15 protein-coding genes and 1 pseudogene are annotated in these 15,778 nt (G+C 70.0%); 7 read left to right on the plus strand and 9 right to left on the minus strand.

Translation table 11 applies throughout. The annotated features are described in order from the left end of the window. Window positions 1–57: 57 nt before the first annotated feature. A complete protein-coding gene (locus ACW4E8_RS01830) occupies window positions 58–1,452 on the minus strand; it encodes a hypothetical protein (protein ID WP_456802948.1) in 1,395 nt (464 codons plus the stop codon). Window positions 1,453–1,780: 328 nt separating this feature from the next. Here ACW4E8_RS01830 and ACW4E8_RS01835 point away from each other — a divergent pair, with 328 nt between their 5' ends. From ACW4E8_RS01835 to ACW4E8_RS01850, 4 genes are all read left to right on the plus strand, one after another. Further along, window positions 1,781–3,805 carry a type IV pili methyl-accepting chemotaxis transducer N-terminal domain-containing protein gene (locus ACW4E8_RS01835; protein WP_456802949.1) on the plus strand — a complete coding sequence of 675 codons (2,025 nt, stop codon included), beginning with the start codon at window positions 1,781–1,783 and terminating at the stop codon, window positions 3,803–3,805. Further along, window positions 3,802–4,458, plus strand: coding sequence for a response regulator (locus ACW4E8_RS01840; protein WP_114134071.1), 657 nt, complete (start codon window positions 3,802–3,804; stop codon window positions 4,456–4,458). The genes ACW4E8_RS01835 and ACW4E8_RS01840 overlap by 4 nt, the downstream gene beginning before the upstream one ends. Before the next feature lie 201 nt (window positions 4,459–4,659). Next, window positions 4,660–4,818, plus strand: coding sequence for a DUF3309 family protein (locus ACW4E8_RS01845; RefSeq protein WP_456802950.1), 159 nt, complete (start codon window positions 4,660–4,662; stop codon window positions 4,816–4,818). Between the two features lie 151 nt (window positions 4,819–4,969). Further along, window positions 4,970–5,158: a DUF3008 family protein gene (locus tag ACW4E8_RS01850; RefSeq protein WP_456802951.1), complete on the plus strand. Its 189-nt coding sequence runs from the start codon at window positions 4,970–4,972 to the stop codon at window positions 5,156–5,158. An 89-nt stretch (window positions 5,159–5,247) separates the two neighbouring features. Here ACW4E8_RS01850 and ACW4E8_RS01855 read toward each other — a convergent pair whose 3' ends face one another. The 3 genes from ACW4E8_RS01855 to ACW4E8_RS01865 all read right to left on the minus strand — a co-directional run bounded on the left by ACW4E8_RS01855 (window position 5,248) and on the right by ACW4E8_RS01865 (window position 7,015). Further along, window positions 5,248–5,952, minus strand: a complete 705-nt coding sequence (locus ACW4E8_RS01855; RefSeq protein WP_456802952.1) for a ParB-like protein — start codon at window positions 5,950–5,952, stop codon at window positions 5,248–5,250. Next, on the minus strand, window positions 5,924–6,358 hold the full coding sequence (locus tag ACW4E8_RS01860) for a hypothetical protein (RefSeq protein ID WP_456802953.1): 435 nt from the start codon (window positions 6,356–6,358) through the stop codon (window positions 5,924–5,926). Before ACW4E8_RS01860 ends, ACW4E8_RS01855 begins: the two co-directional genes overlap by 29 nt. A 150-nt stretch (window positions 6,359–6,508) precedes the next feature. Continuing rightward, a complete protein-coding gene (locus ACW4E8_RS01865; protein WP_456802954.1) occupies window positions 6,509–7,015 on the minus strand; it encodes an SDR family NAD(P)-dependent oxidoreductase in 507 nt (168 codons plus the stop codon). A 341-nt stretch (window positions 7,016–7,356) separates the two neighbouring features. On the opposite strand from ACW4E8_RS01865, the gene ACW4E8_RS01870 reads away from it, so the two are divergent. Together ACW4E8_RS01870 and ACW4E8_RS01875 are read left to right on the plus strand one after the other, a co-directional pair. After that, window positions 7,357–8,091, plus strand: coding sequence for a BON domain-containing protein (locus tag ACW4E8_RS01870; RefSeq protein ID WP_456802955.1), 735 nt, complete (start codon window positions 7,357–7,359; stop codon window positions 8,089–8,091). 7 nt (window positions 8,092–8,098) lie between these two features. Continuing rightward, window positions 8,099–8,732, plus strand: a pseudogene (locus tag ACW4E8_RS01875) (ParB-like protein). Window positions 8,733–8,883: 151 nt separating this feature from the next. On the opposite strand, the gene ACW4E8_RS01880 reads toward ACW4E8_RS01875, so the two are convergent. The 4 genes from ACW4E8_RS01880 to ACW4E8_RS01895 all read right to left on the minus strand — a co-directional run bounded on the left by ACW4E8_RS01880 (window position 8,884) and on the right by ACW4E8_RS01895 (window position 12,366). After that, window positions 8,884–9,357, minus strand: coding sequence for a PRC-barrel domain-containing protein (locus ACW4E8_RS01880; RefSeq protein WP_456802956.1), 474 nt, complete (start codon window positions 9,355–9,357; stop codon window positions 8,884–8,886). An 85-nt stretch (window positions 9,358–9,442) separates the two neighbouring features. Further along, the gene (locus tag ACW4E8_RS01885) at window positions 9,443–9,817 is read right to left on the minus strand and encodes a hypothetical protein (protein ID WP_456802957.1); all 375 of its coding nucleotides are present in this window, start codon (window positions 9,815–9,817) and stop codon (window positions 9,443–9,445) included. A gap of 200 nt (window positions 9,818–10,017) precedes the next feature. After that, a complete protein-coding gene (locus tag ACW4E8_RS01890) occupies window positions 10,018–10,824 on the minus strand; it encodes a sensor histidine kinase (RefSeq protein ID WP_456802958.1) in 807 nt (268 codons plus the stop codon). Window positions 10,825–10,965: 141 nt separating this feature from the next. Continuing rightward, on the minus strand, window positions 10,966–12,366 hold the full coding sequence (locus ACW4E8_RS01895) for a sigma-54-dependent transcriptional regulator (protein ID WP_456802959.1): 1,401 nt from the start codon (window positions 12,364–12,366) through the stop codon (window positions 10,966–10,968). A 356-nt stretch (window positions 12,367–12,722) separates the two neighbouring features. Here ACW4E8_RS01895 and ACW4E8_RS01900 point away from each other — a divergent pair, with 356 nt between their 5' ends. Beyond that, window positions 12,723–13,787 carry a sigma-54 interaction domain-containing protein gene (locus ACW4E8_RS01900; RefSeq protein WP_456802960.1) on the plus strand — a complete coding sequence of 355 codons (1,065 nt, stop codon included), beginning with the start codon at window positions 12,723–12,725 and terminating at the stop codon, window positions 13,785–13,787. Here the strand turns inward: ACW4E8_RS01900 and ACW4E8_RS01905 are convergent. Then, complete coding sequence (locus ACW4E8_RS01905) at window positions 13,772–15,778, minus strand: PAS domain-containing hybrid sensor histidine kinase/response regulator (RefSeq protein ID WP_456802961.1); 2,007 nt, start codon at window positions 15,776–15,778, stop codon at window positions 13,772–13,774. The genes ACW4E8_RS01900 and ACW4E8_RS01905 overlap by 16 nt on opposite strands.

Below are 15,778 nucleotides of genomic sequence, written 5' to 3' on the forward strand. Positions count from 1 at the left end.
GAACAAGGCTCCCCTCGCCCGCTCGCGGGAGAGGGGTGGGGGAGAGGGCCGGAGTATCTACGAAGGGAGGCGCGTCGGTGTGCCAGCGCCTGCCCTCTCCCCCGGCCCCTCTCCCGCAGGCGGGAGAGGGGAGCAAACCGGCAGCATGGGGACCTTGTCAGCAATGCGCGGCGGCAACCCGCCGCGCTTGCGCATCTCCCGCATGCATCGCAACGCTCCCAGCAGCTGCCACCCCAGCCATGCATTGGCGCCCGCCAGCAGCAGGCCGCCAGCGCGGGCCAGCGGCGCCGGCGCCAGCGGCACCGCCAGCAGCAGCACGTAGGCCGCCAACAGCAGCCATGCCTGCCGCCGTTGCCGGCCCGGCACGATGATGGCCTGCATGGCCGGCACCCGCGCGCGCGGCGGCAGCAGCCGACGCAGGTGCAACCAGACCAGGAACGGCACGATCTTGCCGAGCATGGCCGTGACCGGCAGCACGCCCACGCCGACCAGCGCCATGGTGCCGGCCCACCATGCCAGCGGCAGGCCGGCGGCGGGCAGCACGACTGCCGCCGCCCCCAGCAGCGCCGCGCCCACCATGCTGGCGCATGCCACCGGCCAGAGCAGCCAGAGCGGATCATGGCGCCGCCGCGCGCGCAGCGTGCCGGCCAGTCCGCACGCGCCCACCACCGCCACGAACGCCAGCCACGCGAGCAGCACGCCATGCGCCAGTGCCCGGTGATCCGGCCACAGCATTGCCGCGGCGCTGAACAGCGCCAGCGGCAACCAGTGCGCCATGGGCAGCCAGCGCCCGATCGCCGCCGGCAGGCGCGGCGCCTGCCAGAACATCGGCAGCACGGTGGTGGCCACGCCGGTCACCAGCGCCGCCAGCCAGCCGCCCAGCGCCCACGCCATATGCAGGCCAAGCCAGCGCTCCACCGGCACGCGCCACCAGCCGCCGAAGGCGCCGGCCAGCACCATGCCGCACAGCACCGCGACCATCAGCGGCGCGCCGATGCCGGCAAGGGTGCGCGTGGTGGCATCCACTGCGGCCACGCGCCGGCCAGCAGCCAGCAGGATGGCCCCGGCCAGCAACTGGATCACGGCCACGGCCGCCGCCGCCTGCATCGCCACGGGTTCGCCGCCGAGCAGGCCAATGCCCAGGGCAGTGGCCACGCCCGCGCCAGCCGCGGCCATGAACGGCGCAAGCAGCCCCGCACCCGGCACGGCCACGCCGGCCACCACCGGCATCATCTGGAACAGCGCGCCCACCATGACCGGCAGCAGCATGCCCAGCGCCAGCACATGCACCGCCACCAGCGCCAGTGGCGCAAAGCGGTCCGGCAAGCCGCCGGGCGGACCGGTGGCAAGCAAGACTCCCGCCGCGGCGCCAAGCCACGGCGCCGGCATCAGGCAGCCGAAGACCACGGCCGGGCGCGGGGCGCGTTCATAGTCGAAATTGGCTGCCTTCACGCCTCGCTTCTCCCCTTCAATGTTGGGACCCGATGCTAGGCCAGGGCAGGTCGTGGGGATTTGACCGCAGCCAAGTCCGACGGCAAATCCCCGCGCCATGCGGCGGAGCGATATATCACGACGTGACAGGCCTGGTGTGGGGCGACATCCCCGGCGATGCGCCGCCGACCGCACATACACCGCACCGAAGCCGGGTTTTCTTGATCTGGCGCAGGAAGCCCCGCCTGCTGCGCAGGGAAAATGGCTTCCACTGCCAGCGCACAGCGATGCACGCGCTGGCCGCCGGGCCACCACCCGGCTTCCCTGACTGGTAGCCCCCGATACCGCCATGTTCCGAACCGATCCTCCAGCCGCCAGCGCCACGGCGGCCTCCGGCGCTGCCGGCCTGCCGGCGCTGCGCGACCGCCTTTCCACCCGCATCATCTCGCTCTCGCTGGCCGTGCTGCTGGTGGTGCTGGGCATGATTGCCGGCACGCTGTGGCTGTCATGGAAGCTGGAAGGCGCGGGTGCCGCCATCAATGACGCCGGCAGCCTGCGCATGCGCGCCAACCGCGTGGCGATCGAACTGACGCTGGCACAGGCGCGCCAGGGCAATGCACTGGCCGAGCAGGTGCAGGCGCTGGACACCACGCTGGCCCTGCTCAGGAAAGGCGACGCGGCGCGCCCGCTGTTCCTGCCGGACGAACCCGCCATCCATGCGCAGATGACCCGGGTCACGCAGGACTGGCAGCAACGGCTGCGCCCGCTGGCGGTGGCCGGACCGGGCAACGACGCCGCGCCGGCACGCTATATCGCCGCACTGCCCGGCTTCGTCGCGCAGGCCGATCGCCTGGTCGGCATGATCGAGCATGACAGCGCGCGCAAGACCGACTGGCTGCGCGTGTCGCAGATCGCGCTGGCGGCAATGGCGTGCGTGGGCACCGTGGCCGTGATCTACCTGCTCTACCTGTGGATCATCCTGCCGGTGCTGCGGCTGCAGGACGGCCTGCGGCGCATGGCCGCGCGCGAGTTCTCGCTGCGCCTGCCGGTTGAAAGCCGCGACGAGTTCGGCACCCTCAGCGAAGGCTTCAACCGCATGGCCGGCGAACTGCAGGGGCTGTACCACGACCTGGAGGCGCGCGTGGCGCAGAAGACCGCGGAGCTGGAACGCCAGAACCGCGACCTCGAGACGCTCTACGACATGGCCGCCTTCCTGAACCAGGCCGCCGATGCCGAGGCCATGGCGCGCGGCTTCCTGGAGCGCGTGATGCGCCAGTTCGATGCCGATGGCGGCAGCGTGCGCGTGCTGGACAGCCGCCACGGCAGGATGCACCTGCTGGCAGCCGCCGGCCTGCCGGCCGCGCTGGCCGAATCCGAATCCTGCGCGACGGCCAACGCCTGCCATTGCGGCGACGCCACGCGCGAGGCCGTGGTCGCCGTCGTCGACCTGCGCGCGGCGCAGCGCCACGGCGCCGCCGGGGATGCCACGCCCTGCAGCCGCAACGGCTTCCAGTCGCTGGCGGCCTTCCGCATCGAAAGCCAGCGCGGCGCCACCGGCGTGTTCGCGCTGCACTTCCGCACGCCGCGCGCGCTGCCCCCGTCAGACCGCCAGATGCTGGAAACACTGGGCCAGCACCTTGGCACCGCGCTGGAACACCTGCGCCTGTCCGCGACCGCGCGCCAGCTGGCGGTGGTGGAAGAGCGCAATCTGGTGGCGCAGGGCCTGCACGACAGCATCGCCCAGGGCCTGAACTACCTGAACCTGCAGGTGCAGCTGCTGGACGCCGCGGTCGAGCGCGACGACCTGGCCGAGACCCGCGAGATCGTGCCGATGCTGCGCCACGGCGTGGAAGAGAGCTACCAGGACGTGCGCGAACTGCTGAACAACTTCCGCTCGCGGCTCGGCACCGGCGAGCTGCGCCCGGCGGTGGAAGAGACCGTGGGCCGCTTTCGCCGCCAATGCCGCACCGAGGCCACGCTCGCCATTGACGAGAGCGGCGGCGCCTGGCCGTTGGCGCCGGAGCAGCAGCTGCAGGTGCTGTTCATCCTGCAGGAGGCGCTCTCCAATGTGCGCAAGCACGCCATGGCGGCGCACGTGGCGGTGGCGCTCAGCCACGGCCGCGATTTCCGGCTGGTGGTGCAGGACGACGGCGAGGGCTTCGATCCGGAGGAACTCGCCACGCGCGCCGAAGCGCATATCGGCCTGAACATCATGCGCGAGCGCGCGGCGCGGCTGGGGGCGCAGCTGCACGTGCAGGCCCGCCCCGGCCACGGCGTGCGCATCGAATTGGTGCTGCCCGCCGGCCGCTCTTCCGGCGCCCGCGAGCTCGCCGACACCCGCCCCGCCCCCACGACCACCGAGACCCAGCCATGACCATCCGCATCCTGCTGATCGACGACCACACCCTGTTCCGCTCCGGCATCCGCGCGCTGCTGCAGCGGCAGGCCGACTTCGAGATCGTCGACGAAGCCGCCGACGGCGTGGAAGGCATCAAGCGCGCCAAGCAGCACCGCCCCGACGTGATCCTGCTGGACCTGAACATGCCCGGCCTGTCCGGCCTGGAGGCCCTGCAGCTGCTGGTGGAAGACCTGCCGCAGACCGCCGTGATCGTGCTGACGGTGTCGGAAGAAGCCGAGGAACTGGCCGCCGCGCTGCGCGGCGGCGCGCGCGGCTACCTGATCAAGAATATCGAGACCGAGGCGCTGATCGCCGGCATCCGCCGTGCCGCAGCCGGCGAGCCGGTCATCTCCGACAGCATGACCGCCAAGCTGGTGGCCCAGTTCCGCGCACCCGCACCGGTGGCCGCGGCGCGCCAGGACGAAGCGCCACGGCTGACCGCGCGCGAGCGCGAGATCGTGCAGGGCCTGGCGCGCGGCGAAAGCAACAAGGAGATCGCGCGCGACCTGGGCGTGGCGGAAAGCACGGTGAAGATCCACGTGCAGAACATCCTGAAGAAGCTGAACCTGGCCAGCCGCGTGCAGGTGGCCGTCTATGCCGTCGAGCACGGGCTGAACGCAGCGTGCTGAACGCGGCGCAGTGTCCGCCACGACAGCCCTGCATGTGCCCCCCACACCCCAGCGTCGTCCGATTCCTACACCGATATCAGCCCTAGTCCGGGGGGATGCCGGCACCCCCTGATCTAGGCTGAACTGTAAGCAGTTGGCTCTCCGAGACCACCCCGGTCCGGAAGCCCCCGGCTTGCCAGATCCACGAACAAGGAGCACGCCATGGGAATCGGCACCATCCTCCTGATCATTCTTGTCCTGCTGCTGCTCGGCGCACTGCCGGCCTGGCCCTACAGTTCCGGCTGGGGCTACGGGCCTAGCGGCGGCCTGGGCCTGATCGTCCTGATCGTGGTGCTGCTCGTGGTGCTTGGCCGGATCTAGGCCAGCCTGCGGGCGATGCACGCCGGCACGCGCACGCAGCGGCGCCGGCGCGGGGCTACCCTTGTCGCTGCCGCGCCGGCGCCCTATAACGAAGCGCGGGCGTGTGTCACCGCATCGCCCGGTTCCTTCCCCCTTTCGCAAGGAGACTCAGATGCCAGCCAAATCCAAGGCGCAACAGCAGGCCGCAGGAGCGGCGCTCTCCGCAAAGCGCGGCGAAAAGAAGGCCGGATCGCTCAAGGGACCTTCCCGCTCGATGCATAAGTCGATGAGCGAGAAGGAACTCGACAAGATGGCTTCGACCAAGACCAAGGGCCTGCCGAAGCACAAGTCGGACACCTGATCTGGGACCAAGGTCAGCATCCTGCCGGCCAGCCCCTCTCCCGCAAGCGGGAGAGGGGAGCACCCAAGCGGTCTGCCAAGGCCATCTCGCTATCTGGCACCGCCCTTCTTTCCCCCGACTCTCCCCCTCACCGGCCCGCCGCAATAGCCCGGCAGCCGTCTTGCCCGGGCGCTGCGCGCCAGCCGGATCGACTCCGCCAGCGCCAGCCCGAATCCCGCAACGCTGCCCAGGTCCTGTTCCACCCGCTCGCGCAGGAAGCCGGCCCATGAGAGTTCACCGGCAGCGCTGCCAGGCTTGCGGTAGGCCCCGGCCTCGCGCGCAAAGGCCGCCAGGCTGCGATAGGGATCGTCGCGCATGCCCCGCACGGTGGACGGCAGCACCTTTGGGCCCTGCAGCTTGCCGTGCTCGTCATAGGGATGGACATGGCCGAGATGGCGCATCCGTTTCCAGAACGCCGACGGGCTCAGGCGGCTGAAGTCATGCAGCACGCGCACGGGTGCCTGCTCGTAGCCGAGATCCAGCCACGCCCGCGCCCAGTGATGGTGATCGACGATATGGAGGCCGCCGCCCGGCCCGGCCACGGTCTTGATGCGATGGCGGCGCATGAAGCGCCGCAGCGCCGCGCGGTCGTCCGGGTTCGCGTGGCGCTGCGTGACGTCCATCTTGTAGCTGACATGGGCATAACCCAGCGTCAGCTGGGTCGGGCGCAGGCGAGCCAGTTCGGAAACGGCCTTGCTGCGCGGCGCGCCGTGTTCAGCGCGGCGCTCAGTCGTGCCCGGCACGCTTCTGGTCAACGAAGTGCTCAAGCTCGCTGCCCGGGTCTTCGTTGCCGGTGCTCTCTTCGGCAACCGCCTCGCGTGCGAGCGGGCGCGGCCAGTATTCACCCTCGCCGTCGCATACGGGCTCGCCGTGGCGGGCGGGATTGAAATCCGTCCACTGGCCGCATTCCCAGTTGCCTTGCGCGCGTTCCAGCCCGCTCGCACCGGCCTCGCGCAGCACGTCCACGGCAACGGAACCAAGGCCGTTGTTGACGCACGCCGCCAGCATGACGCGGTCCACCGCGCCGCTGTCCGGCGCACTGTCCTGCCCCACCGACATGATGGATACATCCCACACGGAGAAGCCGCGCGCGAACAGGGTCCGTGCCACGTCTTCGGCGCTGGCAAGCGAATCGAAACGTCCGGCTACGATCGCTGACATGATGACTGACTCCCATGATGGTGGCGATGGTCATGACTGCTGCCATCCACACTGCAAGAGCCACGCCTGCGTCCACTGTGCGGCACGCCGCGCGCACAGCCTGCATGGCGCGCACGCCGGCGTGCAATATTTGCAAAGGCGGCCCCGGAACTACATGCCTTGTCCTGGCGCCTCAGCCGTTGACGACCTCGCCGCCGTTGATGTGCAGGATCTGCCCGGTGATATAGCTGGCCGCGTCAGACGCCAGGAACACAAAGCCCGCCGCCACCTCGAACGGTTGTCCCGGACCAGGATGTCGAGCTTGCCGTACTGCTGCAACGCCTGTCGCGCCACGGCCTCGGCATGCGCGTGGTCGGCGAGGTCACCGGCGATTGCCAGGCATTTGCGGCTAGCCCCCTCTACCAGCTCGACGGTCTCGCGCGCATCGGCATGCTCATCGAGATAGGCGATGGCGACATCGGCGCCTTCACGCGCAAAGGCCACCGCAATGGCCCGGCCGATGCCGCTGTCGCCGCCGGTGATCAGCGCCACGCGCCCGCGGAGCCGGCCGCTGCCGACATAGTCCTCGGCGCCACTGTCCGGCTGCGGCCGCATGGCGGCCTCCAGGCCCGGCTGGCGCGACTGGTGCTGGGGCGGGATGCTGGTCGGTGTGGACATGGCTGGCTCCTGTCTGCGCGGCCGCATTGCGGCCCTCGCAGGTGCCGCGCAAGTTCCATGCCGCAAACGGCGAGCCCACGCCACGCCGCGGCTCCCGCGTCGTGGCCACCGCCCGCCGCCGTGGCTGGCACGCCGCCCGTAACCCTTACATCGCCCGGCAATCCTTACAGCGCGCCGTGCGGCCAGCCCGCATGGCCCCGCCAGCGCGCCGGGGCACGGATATTGCGGCCATTGCAGGCATGAACGTCACCGGCCCGGCGCGGCTGCGGCAGTTGCCGCACCGGCCTGCCGCACCAGGCAGTGCGGCGGAGGACGCCCGGCCCCACAGCCAGGAGGCAACCATGTTCAACTTCCGCAACGACCGCGGCCGCAGCGGCCCCCAAAGCGGCACCGAAACGCAGCGCCGCGAGCGCGGCCCGGCGCAACGGATGCGCGACCAGAGCCGGGGCCGCGGCTCGGAGGACTGGGGACAGGAATGGGGTGAGGACTGGCGCGGTGAAGAAGACTGGGGTGAACGCGGCGGCCGCGCCATGCACTGGCGCGAAGGCATGGAACGCGACCGCGCGCAGCGCGGCGGCCAGCCCAGCTATGGCGGCGGCTACTTTGGCGACGCTGGCAGCGGTGGCCAGTCGTACAGCGGCGGCCAGCGTGTGTACCCGGATGATCCGGGCTACCGGCGCCACGCGCCTTATGCAGCGCAAGCGGGAGCGCCAGGCGGCCAGCGCGCCGGGCGCCGTCCGGTTGGCCCCAAGGGCTACCGCCGCACCGATGAGCGCGTACGCGAGGATGTGTGCGAACGCCTGGCGATGAACCCGTATGTCGATGTCGGCGACGTCAGCGTGGAAGTGGCCAACGGCGTGGTGACGCTGGACGGCACCGTGCGCGAGCGCCGCGAGAAGTACGTGATCGAGGACATTGCCGATGCCGTGTTCGGCGTCACCGAGGTGGACAATCACCTGCGCGTGCAGCGTCAGCCAGGCGCCGCATGGGCGGCGGGCTCCGAGGTCGGCGGCGGCGATGCGGCCGGCACGGATGCTCCGGGGACCTCGCCTGAGCGCACGCTGAACAAGAGTTGATGCGCCCATGCGCCGCCAACCTCGCAAGCTGCGCCCGGGCAGCAAGCTGATGGTGCCGCTGGATGCCCTGCATCCCACCCAGATCACGGTAGGCGGCTACCACGTCGCGCAGAAAGTCCATGTCACGGCGCGTGCCGCCGGAACACCGCGCCGCGTTCCTGGACCGGCATCGCGTGCATCTGGTGATCGGCCCGGAACAGGCCCTGTACGTGGTCGATCACCATCACTGGGTGCGCGCCTGGCACGATCTCGGGCTCACCCATGTGCCGGGCCTGGTGCGCGCCGACCTGAGCGACCTGGACGTGCCGGCGTTCTGGCGCCACATGGTGGCCGAGCATATGGTCCACCCTTACGACGAGCACGGGCGCCGCCGTCCGCTGACGGAATTGCCCGGCGGCATCCACGACATGCGCGACGACCCGTATCGCAGCCTTGAGGCCTTTGTGCAGCTGGCCGGCGGCTATCGCAAGGTCAAGACCGCCTATATGGATTTTCGCTGGGCCGACTATTTCCGCCGCCACGTGGCGGGCCCGTTCGACACCACGCATCACTTTGCCATCGCGCTGGCGCAAGCGTTCCGGCTGGCGCACGCCGCGGGCGCGCGCGGCCTGCCGGGCTATATCGGCCCATTGGGGTGCTGAGTTACCTCCTGGATTGGGCTGTACTTGCTCATCGTTGCGCTCCCACAGAGTGGACCGCCAGTGTCTTGGCTGGTGGGGCTGTTTGGCTTGTCTGCCATGCGGCCGGATGTCGCGCTTGGCACCAAGCCAAGAGCCACCCCCAAACTCCCCATCATCCCCTTTTATCATCCCAAGGATCATACCGATCCGCCTCCCAATAAGGCGAAATCCCGTAATACTGGTGAATGCTGGTCGCCCACTGCGAATCCGCCATGCTGGGCCAGTGGTCCTTGTCAAACCCCGGTGCGGCCTTGAGCCGGTCCCTTTCGACACCGAGCACGAAACACTTGCGCCGCGTGTCGAGCGTGAGCGCGGACCACGGCAAGGCAAAGAGCTTTTCGCCGATGCCAAGGAAGCCGCCCATGGCCAGCACCGCGTAGGCCACGCGCCCGCCCAGCACGTCGATCATGATGTGGTCGATGGTGCCGATATCGTCGCCGGCGGGGTCAACCACCTTGTCGCCCTCGAGCGTGTCGGCTGCCATCACGAATGGGCCGGGGCCCGGGGAATTGCGGTCGACGCCGCCGACGATGGATGCGCCGTGCGGCGGCTGTTCGCCAGGGGATTCAGGTTGGACTCGGGTCATGGATATCTCCGTTTGGCGCGCCGCGGCGCAGGGCACTGGGGCCGCCGCGCCGCGGCACCTGGACTCAGGATGGCGGACATACGCTTCAGCGCTTGGTGGCCGACCCCTTGCGCTGGCCGGCCGGCTTGGCGCCCACGGGCTGCTCTTCGCTGCCCCGTTTGAGCTTCCAGTCGACGTCGTCGCGCGAGGTTTGCGTCTTCTTCTCGGCGTGCATGGCTGCGCCCGGCGAGATCGGGTCGCTGGCCGGGAACGTCATCTCCAGCGAGTCGTCCACGGCGGCCTGGTAGGTCTTGGCTTCCTTGCCCCGTTGCTTGTCGCCGGCGGCGGCCTTGCTGCCTGCGCGGGCCTTGCCTGCGGACGGCCCGCTCACGCGGGCAGCCCGGGACTTGTCGGATTTCGCGCCGGACGGCTTGTGAGCAACCTGCGCGGCCTTGTCGGATTTGCGGCTGGCTTTGGGCATGGTTGTACCCTCCTTGGTTGGGTCATTCATCCATGCAAGGCGCGGGCCAGAAACGGGAGAGGCCAGGAGAGTGGCCGGGAGCGATGCGGGCGCTGTCGTGACGCCGCGTGTATGGCGAGTGTGACAAAGGCCGGCCGGCAAGCGCTACGCGTAGCGCACGCGACAGGCCGGTAAAAACTACATCGATGCGCGGCGCCGCGTCAGGCGCGCATGTGGCGCGGGAACCTGACAGCAATGCAGACGCTGATCCTGTCGCTATAGCAGCCATCGCTTTCCGCGCTCAGCGCCGCCCCGTGCATTTCCACCATGCGGCGCGTCAGCAGCAGCGCGCTGCTCTGCCGGGCCGGGGTCGCACCGTCCGGCGCCGCCCGGCGCCCGAAGAAATCGGTCAGCGCGGCCAGCCGACTGGCGCTGCGCTGCTGGTCCAGCGGCGGGCTCTCGGTGATGCGCAGCTTCACGTGATCCGGCTCGCTGAACACCTGCACGGCGACCGAGCCGCCGGCCGGCGCGCGCCAGATGCAATGCACCAGCAGGTGCCGCAGCAGCGGGGCCAGCCGCACGGCGTCGCCATCGATCAGGTAGGCCGATTCGGACGATTCGGCCGCACCGTCGGTGGCGACCGGCGACAGCAGCACGCCACGGGCTTCGGCCGCGGGACGGCGGTCGGCGATGGCCTGGGCCGTGAGCGCCAGCAGGTCCAGGCGCTGCCAGCGCGGTGCGCCCTCGTCGGCCAGCAGCCGCACGGCTTCTTCCATCTCCTCGATCAGCGCCAGCTGCTGCTGCATGCCGGAGCGAATCCCGTCCAGTGCGCGCTGCGCGGGCGCCGGCGTGGTATCGAAGGCGCGGTCCAGCACGTAGGCCCAGCTCTGGATGGCGTTCAGCGACGAACGCAGATCATGCGCCGATTGCTCGATCAGCGCGCTCACCTCCTGCACGCTGCGCACGGCACCGGCTGGCGAAGAAAGCGGAGCGTCCGGCATCGCGGACTGCGGGGGTTGCTGCGTCATGTGCGGCTCGGCATTGGCACGTCCCCGGCCGGATTGGCCGGGTTGGATGCATTGGACCGAAGCAAGAAACGTGCTGCACAGGCCGCTGCGGGCCCTTGCCGCGGGCGCAACCCCCGCAATCGCAGGCGCAGGCTCACGCCGTCAGCCGGTAGCCGACGATCCGGTGTCGTTGCGCGAGGCGCGCAGCCACTCTGGCAATTCGCCGCGGGCGGCATAATCTTCCAGCCGGTTGTACAAAGTCTTCAGGCTGATGCCGAGGATCTCGGCCGCGTGCTTCTTCACGCCGGCGCATTGCTCCAGCGTGGCAAAGATCAGTTGCCGGTCGGCATCTGCCAGGGACATGCCCACCGGCACCGACACCACCGCCGCGCCCGGCGCCTGCGTGGCCGCAACCTGCAGCGGCACCTGCACCTCGGCGATGAGGTCGTCGTCGGACATGATGAAGGCGCGCTGCACGAAGTTGCGCAGCTCGCGCACGTTGCCGGGCCAGGCGTGCAGGCGCAGGCTGTCCAGCACATTGGGCGCGAAGCGGCGCTGGGTGCCCTGCTCGGCATTGAGCTGGTCCAGCATCAGGTTGGCGATCTGGATCACGTCGTCGCCGCGCGCGCGCAGCGGCGGCAGTTCTACCGGGAACACGTTCAGCCGGTGGAACAGGTCCGCGCGCAGCTTGCCGTCGGCCACCGCATCTTCAGGGTTGCGGTTGGTGGCGGCCAGCACGCGCACATCGGCATGGCATTCGCGGTTGGTGCCCACGCGCATGAAGGTGCCGGTCTCCAGCACGCGCAGCAGCTTGACCTGCAGCTCGGCGGGCATCTCGGTGATCTCGTCCAGGAACAGGGTGCCGCCGTCGGCGCGCTCGAAATAGCCCTTGTGCTGGCGGTCCGCGCCGGTAAAGCTGCCGCGTTCGTGGCCGAACATCTCGCTTTCGATCAGCGTGGGCGAAATCGCGCCGCAGTTGACCGCCAGGAACGGCTGGCGCCGCCGCGACGAGAGCTCATGCACGGTCTGCGCGGCCAGTTCCTTGCCGGTGCCGCTTTCGCCGATCAGCAATACCGTGGCTTCAGTCGGCGCCACGCGCGCAAGCTGGTCGTAGACCACCTGCATCACTTCGGAACTGCCCATCAGCCGGCCGAAACGGCCGTAGCGGCGCAACTCGCCGCGCAGCGAATGGATCTCGGCGCGCAACTCGCCGGTGGTGGCCAGGCGCCTGAGCACGGTCTGCAGCCGCGCCACGTTGATGGGCTTGACCAGGTAATCGGTGGCACCGGCGCGCAGCGCTTCGACCGCGCTTTCCACGCTGGCATAGCCGGTCGTGAGGATCACTTCGACGCCCGAGGCGCCAACCTCGTCGAACAGCTCCATGCCGTTGCCGTCCGGCAGGCGCAGGTCGGCAACGATCGCCTCCGGCATGCGCCAGCCAAGCTGCAGCCGCGCCTCGCGCAGGGTGCCCGCGGTGGCGGAGGTGAAGCCTTCCATGGCCACGATCTCGGCTAGCGCGGCACATGCGTTTTCGTCATCATCGACAATCAGGATGTGGGGCATACGATCCGTCAGTGAGACCTATTGGAAACTTGGGCGAAATCCACTGGCGCCTGCTTTCGCGAGCCACGGCGGCCATTGCTGCCGGGCTCGGGACGCCCGCCGGCGCGCTCCATGCGAGGCGTGGCGCGACGGGCACAGGGGCGGCACGGGTTTCGACTGCGACATTGTCAGTCGGTTGCACAAGTCCACTGCGTAATGCCAGTCTAAGCGGGGGCAGGCACGGTCGTTGCCGGTGTCCGTCTGACACAGCTGTCGGAAGTTTCCGCGCGGGGCCGTGCATCTATGGCAAGCCCCTGCGCCAAAGGCTAGCATAGGAACTTCCCACGACAAACCCGCCCCCGACCGAGGCCTTAATTGTGCCCGTGACCGCCACCACACCGCGGCGCAGCAACGCCGCTCCCCCCTCTGGCCAGCCCGCCAGCCACGCCGCCAGCACTTCCGAGCCGGCACGCGAGGCCGCGCCGCGCCGCGCCATACCCTCGCAGGTCTCGCTGCTGTGGGAAAGCACGTCGCCCGCCATGCAACGGTTGCTGGCCCAGATCGAGCGCGTGGCGCCCACCGACGTCACCATGCTCGCGGTAGGCGAAAGCGGCTCCGGCAAGGAAGTGGTGGCACGCGCGGTGCATGAGCGCAGCGCGCGCCGCAAGGGCCCCTTCATTGCGGTCAACTGCGGCGCGATCCAGCCCACACTGATCGAGTCAGAGCTGTTCGGCCACGAGAAAGGTGGCTTTACCGGCGCGATCGAGCAGAAGGCAGGCTACTTCGAGCAGGCCCATGGGGGCACGCTGTTTCTCGATGAAGTCACTGAAATGCCGCTCGAGATGCAGATCAAGTTGTTGCGGGTGCTGGAAGGCCGCACCTTCCACCGCGTCGGCGGCGACACGCCCATCGCCACGGACGTGCGCATCCTGGCAGCCACCAACCGCGACCCGGTCGAGGCAGCGCGTGCCGGCCAGTTGCGGGAAGACCTGCTGTACCGGCTGGCCGTGTTCCCGCTGCATATCCCGCCGCTGCGCGAGCGGCCCGACGATATCGTGCCGCTGGCACGCCACTTCCTGGCCGAATACAACGCCATGGAGCGCACCGACAAGGCCTTCTCGGCCGCCTCGCTGGAGCGGCTGGTGCGCTATGACTGGCCGGGCAATGTGCGCGAGCTGAAGAACGCCGTCTACCGCGCCTTTATCCTGGCTGACAAGGTCGTGGAAATCGGCAACCCCAACCTGGCCACGCAGCCGCCGCGGCCCACCACGGTGGACGGCGTGGTCAACGTGCGCGTCGGCACCACGCTGGCCGACACCCAGCGCGAAATCATCATGGCCACCCTGGCGCGCTTTGACGGCGACAAGCGCCAGGCCGCGCGCGCGCTCGGCATCAGCCTGAAGACGCTGTACAACCGGCTGGACGCCTACCGCTCCTTGTAAGGCCCCGGCGCGGCCAGCGCGCGCGACAGGGCCTCGATCGCCAGCGGCTTGGTCAGGTGCGCATGGAAGCCGGCCAGCTCGCTGCGCCGCTGGTCTTCAGCGGTGCCGTGCCCGGTCAGCGCCAGGAACTGCACCGCGCGCGGGCCGCACGCCTGGCGCAGCGCCGGCAGGACTTCAAAGCCCGACATGTCGGGCATCTCCAGGTCGAGCAGCACGCAATCGGGACGGAATTCGGCAACCATGTCCAGTGCCTGCTGGCCGCCATGGGCCGCGCGCGCCTCGTGGCCGAGCAGGCCCAGCAGCTCGGCCATGCTGTCGGCCGAATCGGCATTGTCGTCCACCACCAGCACGCGGCGCCGCGGCGCCGGCCCCCGCGGCCGCGTGCCGGCCGCGCACGGGCGGGCGGTGGCGCGCGGCAGGATCATGGTGAAAGTGCTGCCCTTGCCCGCGCCACCGCTGTCGGCCTGGATCGCGCCGCCATGCGCCTCCACCACGGCCTTGGCCAGTGCCAGCCCGATGCCCAGGCCGCTGCCGCTGCCGCCGTCGGCCTCCTGCGCGAACAGGTTGAAGATGCGGTCCAGCGCCGCGGGCGCGAGACCCCGGCCGGTATCCGACACGGCGGTGATCACGCGCGCTGACTCCACGCTCACATGCACGCTGACGGTGCCGCCGCGCGGGGTGTACTTGACCGCATTGCTGAGCAGGTTCAGCAGCACCTGCCCCAGCCGCGCGGCATCGGCGCGCACGTAGGGCGAGCTTGCCGGCAGCGCCACCACGAGCTGCTGGCCGGCTGTTTCCAGCACCGGGCGGATTGCCTCGATGCTGGTGGTCACCACGTCGTTGTACGAGGTGGGCGTCAGCTCCATCTTCAGCTTGCCAGCGGTCACGCGGCCCACGTCGAGCAGGTCGTTCACCAGCCGCTCCAGCTGATGCAGCTGGCGGTCGATGATACCGGCGCAGCGGCGCACGCGCGTGTCGGCATTCGGGGTCAGCGCGATCACTTCCACCGCGTTGCGCACCGGCGCCAGCGGATTGCGCAGTTCATGTGCCAGGATGGCCAGGAACGATTGCAGCCGGCGGCTGCCGGCCTCCAGCGTTTCCAGCCGCAGCGCATCGCTCAGGTCGCGGGCAGTCCACAGCAGACTGGTCGGGCAGCCAGCGGCGTCGCGCACCAGCACCATGCGCGTATGGCAACGCACCACCGAGCCGTCCTTGCGTGCCACGCGCTCGTCGCCGGCCCACTGGCCGCAGGCGCGCGCGGCTTCCAGCGCCGCGCGGTCGCGCCCCGCGGCGGCATCCTGGCGGGAATAGAGCAGTGCCAGCGGCTGGCCGACGGCTTCGGCCTCGACGTAGCCGGCCAGCGCCTGCGCGCCGACGTTCCAGCTGCGGATGGTGCCGTCCAGGTCAAGATCGCACACCGCGGTGCCGGGCAGGTTGTCGGCCAGCAGCCGCAGCCGGGTATCGGCCAGCCGGGCATGCTCGGATGCGGCCTGCTGCACGGTAACGTCGCGGCACGACACGATAAAGCCGGCGGCCTGGCCTGCTGCGGACTCCACGGACAAGGCATCGCCGTGCCTGGCCGCCGCGCCCGGCTCGTCGGCTGCGCCAATGACCTGCATGAGGCAGGACGCCTGCAGCAGGCTGCCGTCGCGCCGCACGCGCCAGCCCTCGTCGCGCGCGCTGCCGCCAAGTGCGGCCGCCTGCAGCCATTGCTGCGGCAGGCCGGCAGCGACATCGTCAGGGCGATGCAGGCAGGAAAAGTGACGGCCGGTGATTTCCTCGGCGCTGTAGCCGAACACGCGCCGCGCGGCATCCGGCCACATCGAAATGCACCCGCGCGCATCGGTCTCGAACACGGCGCAGTCTTCCACCGCATCGAGCAGGCGCCGGTACTGTGCCGCCAGCGGGAGGCCGGCATCGTCCGCCATGGCGCGGTCCGGCTCGCCGACGGGTGACGCACGGACACCTTTTTCCGCTTGCGGCTCGGACAT

The sequence above is a fragment of the Cupriavidus sp. CP313 genome, assembly GCF_054072015.1.

Coding starts and splice junctions, on each gene's coding strand:
- ACW4E8_RS01835 (WP_456802949.1), top strand. CDS start 1,781: ATGTTCCGAACCGATCCTCCAGCCGCCAGCGCCACGGCGGCCTCCGGC.
- ACW4E8_RS01840 (WP_114134071.1), top strand. CDS start 3,802: ATGACCATCCGCATCCTGCTGATCGACGACCACACCCTGTTCCGCTCC.
- ACW4E8_RS01845 (WP_456802950.1), top strand. CDS start 4,660: ATGGGAATCGGCACCATCCTCCTGATCATTCTTGTCCTGCTGCTGCTC.
- ACW4E8_RS01850 (WP_456802951.1), top strand. CDS start 4,970: ATGCCAGCCAAATCCAAGGCGCAACAGCAGGCCGCAGGAGCGGCGCTC.
- ACW4E8_RS01860 (WP_456802953.1), bottom strand. CDS start 6,358: ATGTCAGCGATCGTAGCCGGACGTTTCGATTCGCTTGCCAGCGCCGAA.
- ACW4E8_RS01865 (WP_456802954.1), bottom strand. CDS start 7,015: ATGTCCACACCGACCAGCATCCCGCCCCAGCACCAGTCGCGCCAGCCG.
- ACW4E8_RS01870 (WP_456802955.1), top strand. CDS start 7,357: ATGTTCAACTTCCGCAACGACCGCGGCCGCAGCGGCCCCCAAAGCGGC.
- ACW4E8_RS01880 (WP_456802956.1), bottom strand. CDS start 9,357: ATGACCCGAGTCCAACCTGAATCCCCTGGCGAACAGCCGCCGCACGGC.
- ACW4E8_RS01885 (WP_456802957.1), bottom strand. CDS start 9,817: ATGCCCAAAGCCAGCCGCAAATCCGACAAGGCCGCGCAGGTTGCTCAC.
- ACW4E8_RS01890 (WP_456802958.1), bottom strand. CDS start 10,824: ATGACGCAGCAACCCCCGCAGTCCGCGATGCCGGACGCTCCGCTTTCT.
- ACW4E8_RS01895 (WP_456802959.1), bottom strand. CDS start 12,366: ATGCCCCACATCCTGATTGTCGATGATGACGAAAACGCATGTGCCGCG.
- ACW4E8_RS01905 (WP_456802961.1), bottom strand. CDS start 15,778: ATGTCCGAGCCGCAAGCGGAAAAAGGTGTCCGTGCGTCACCCGTCGGC.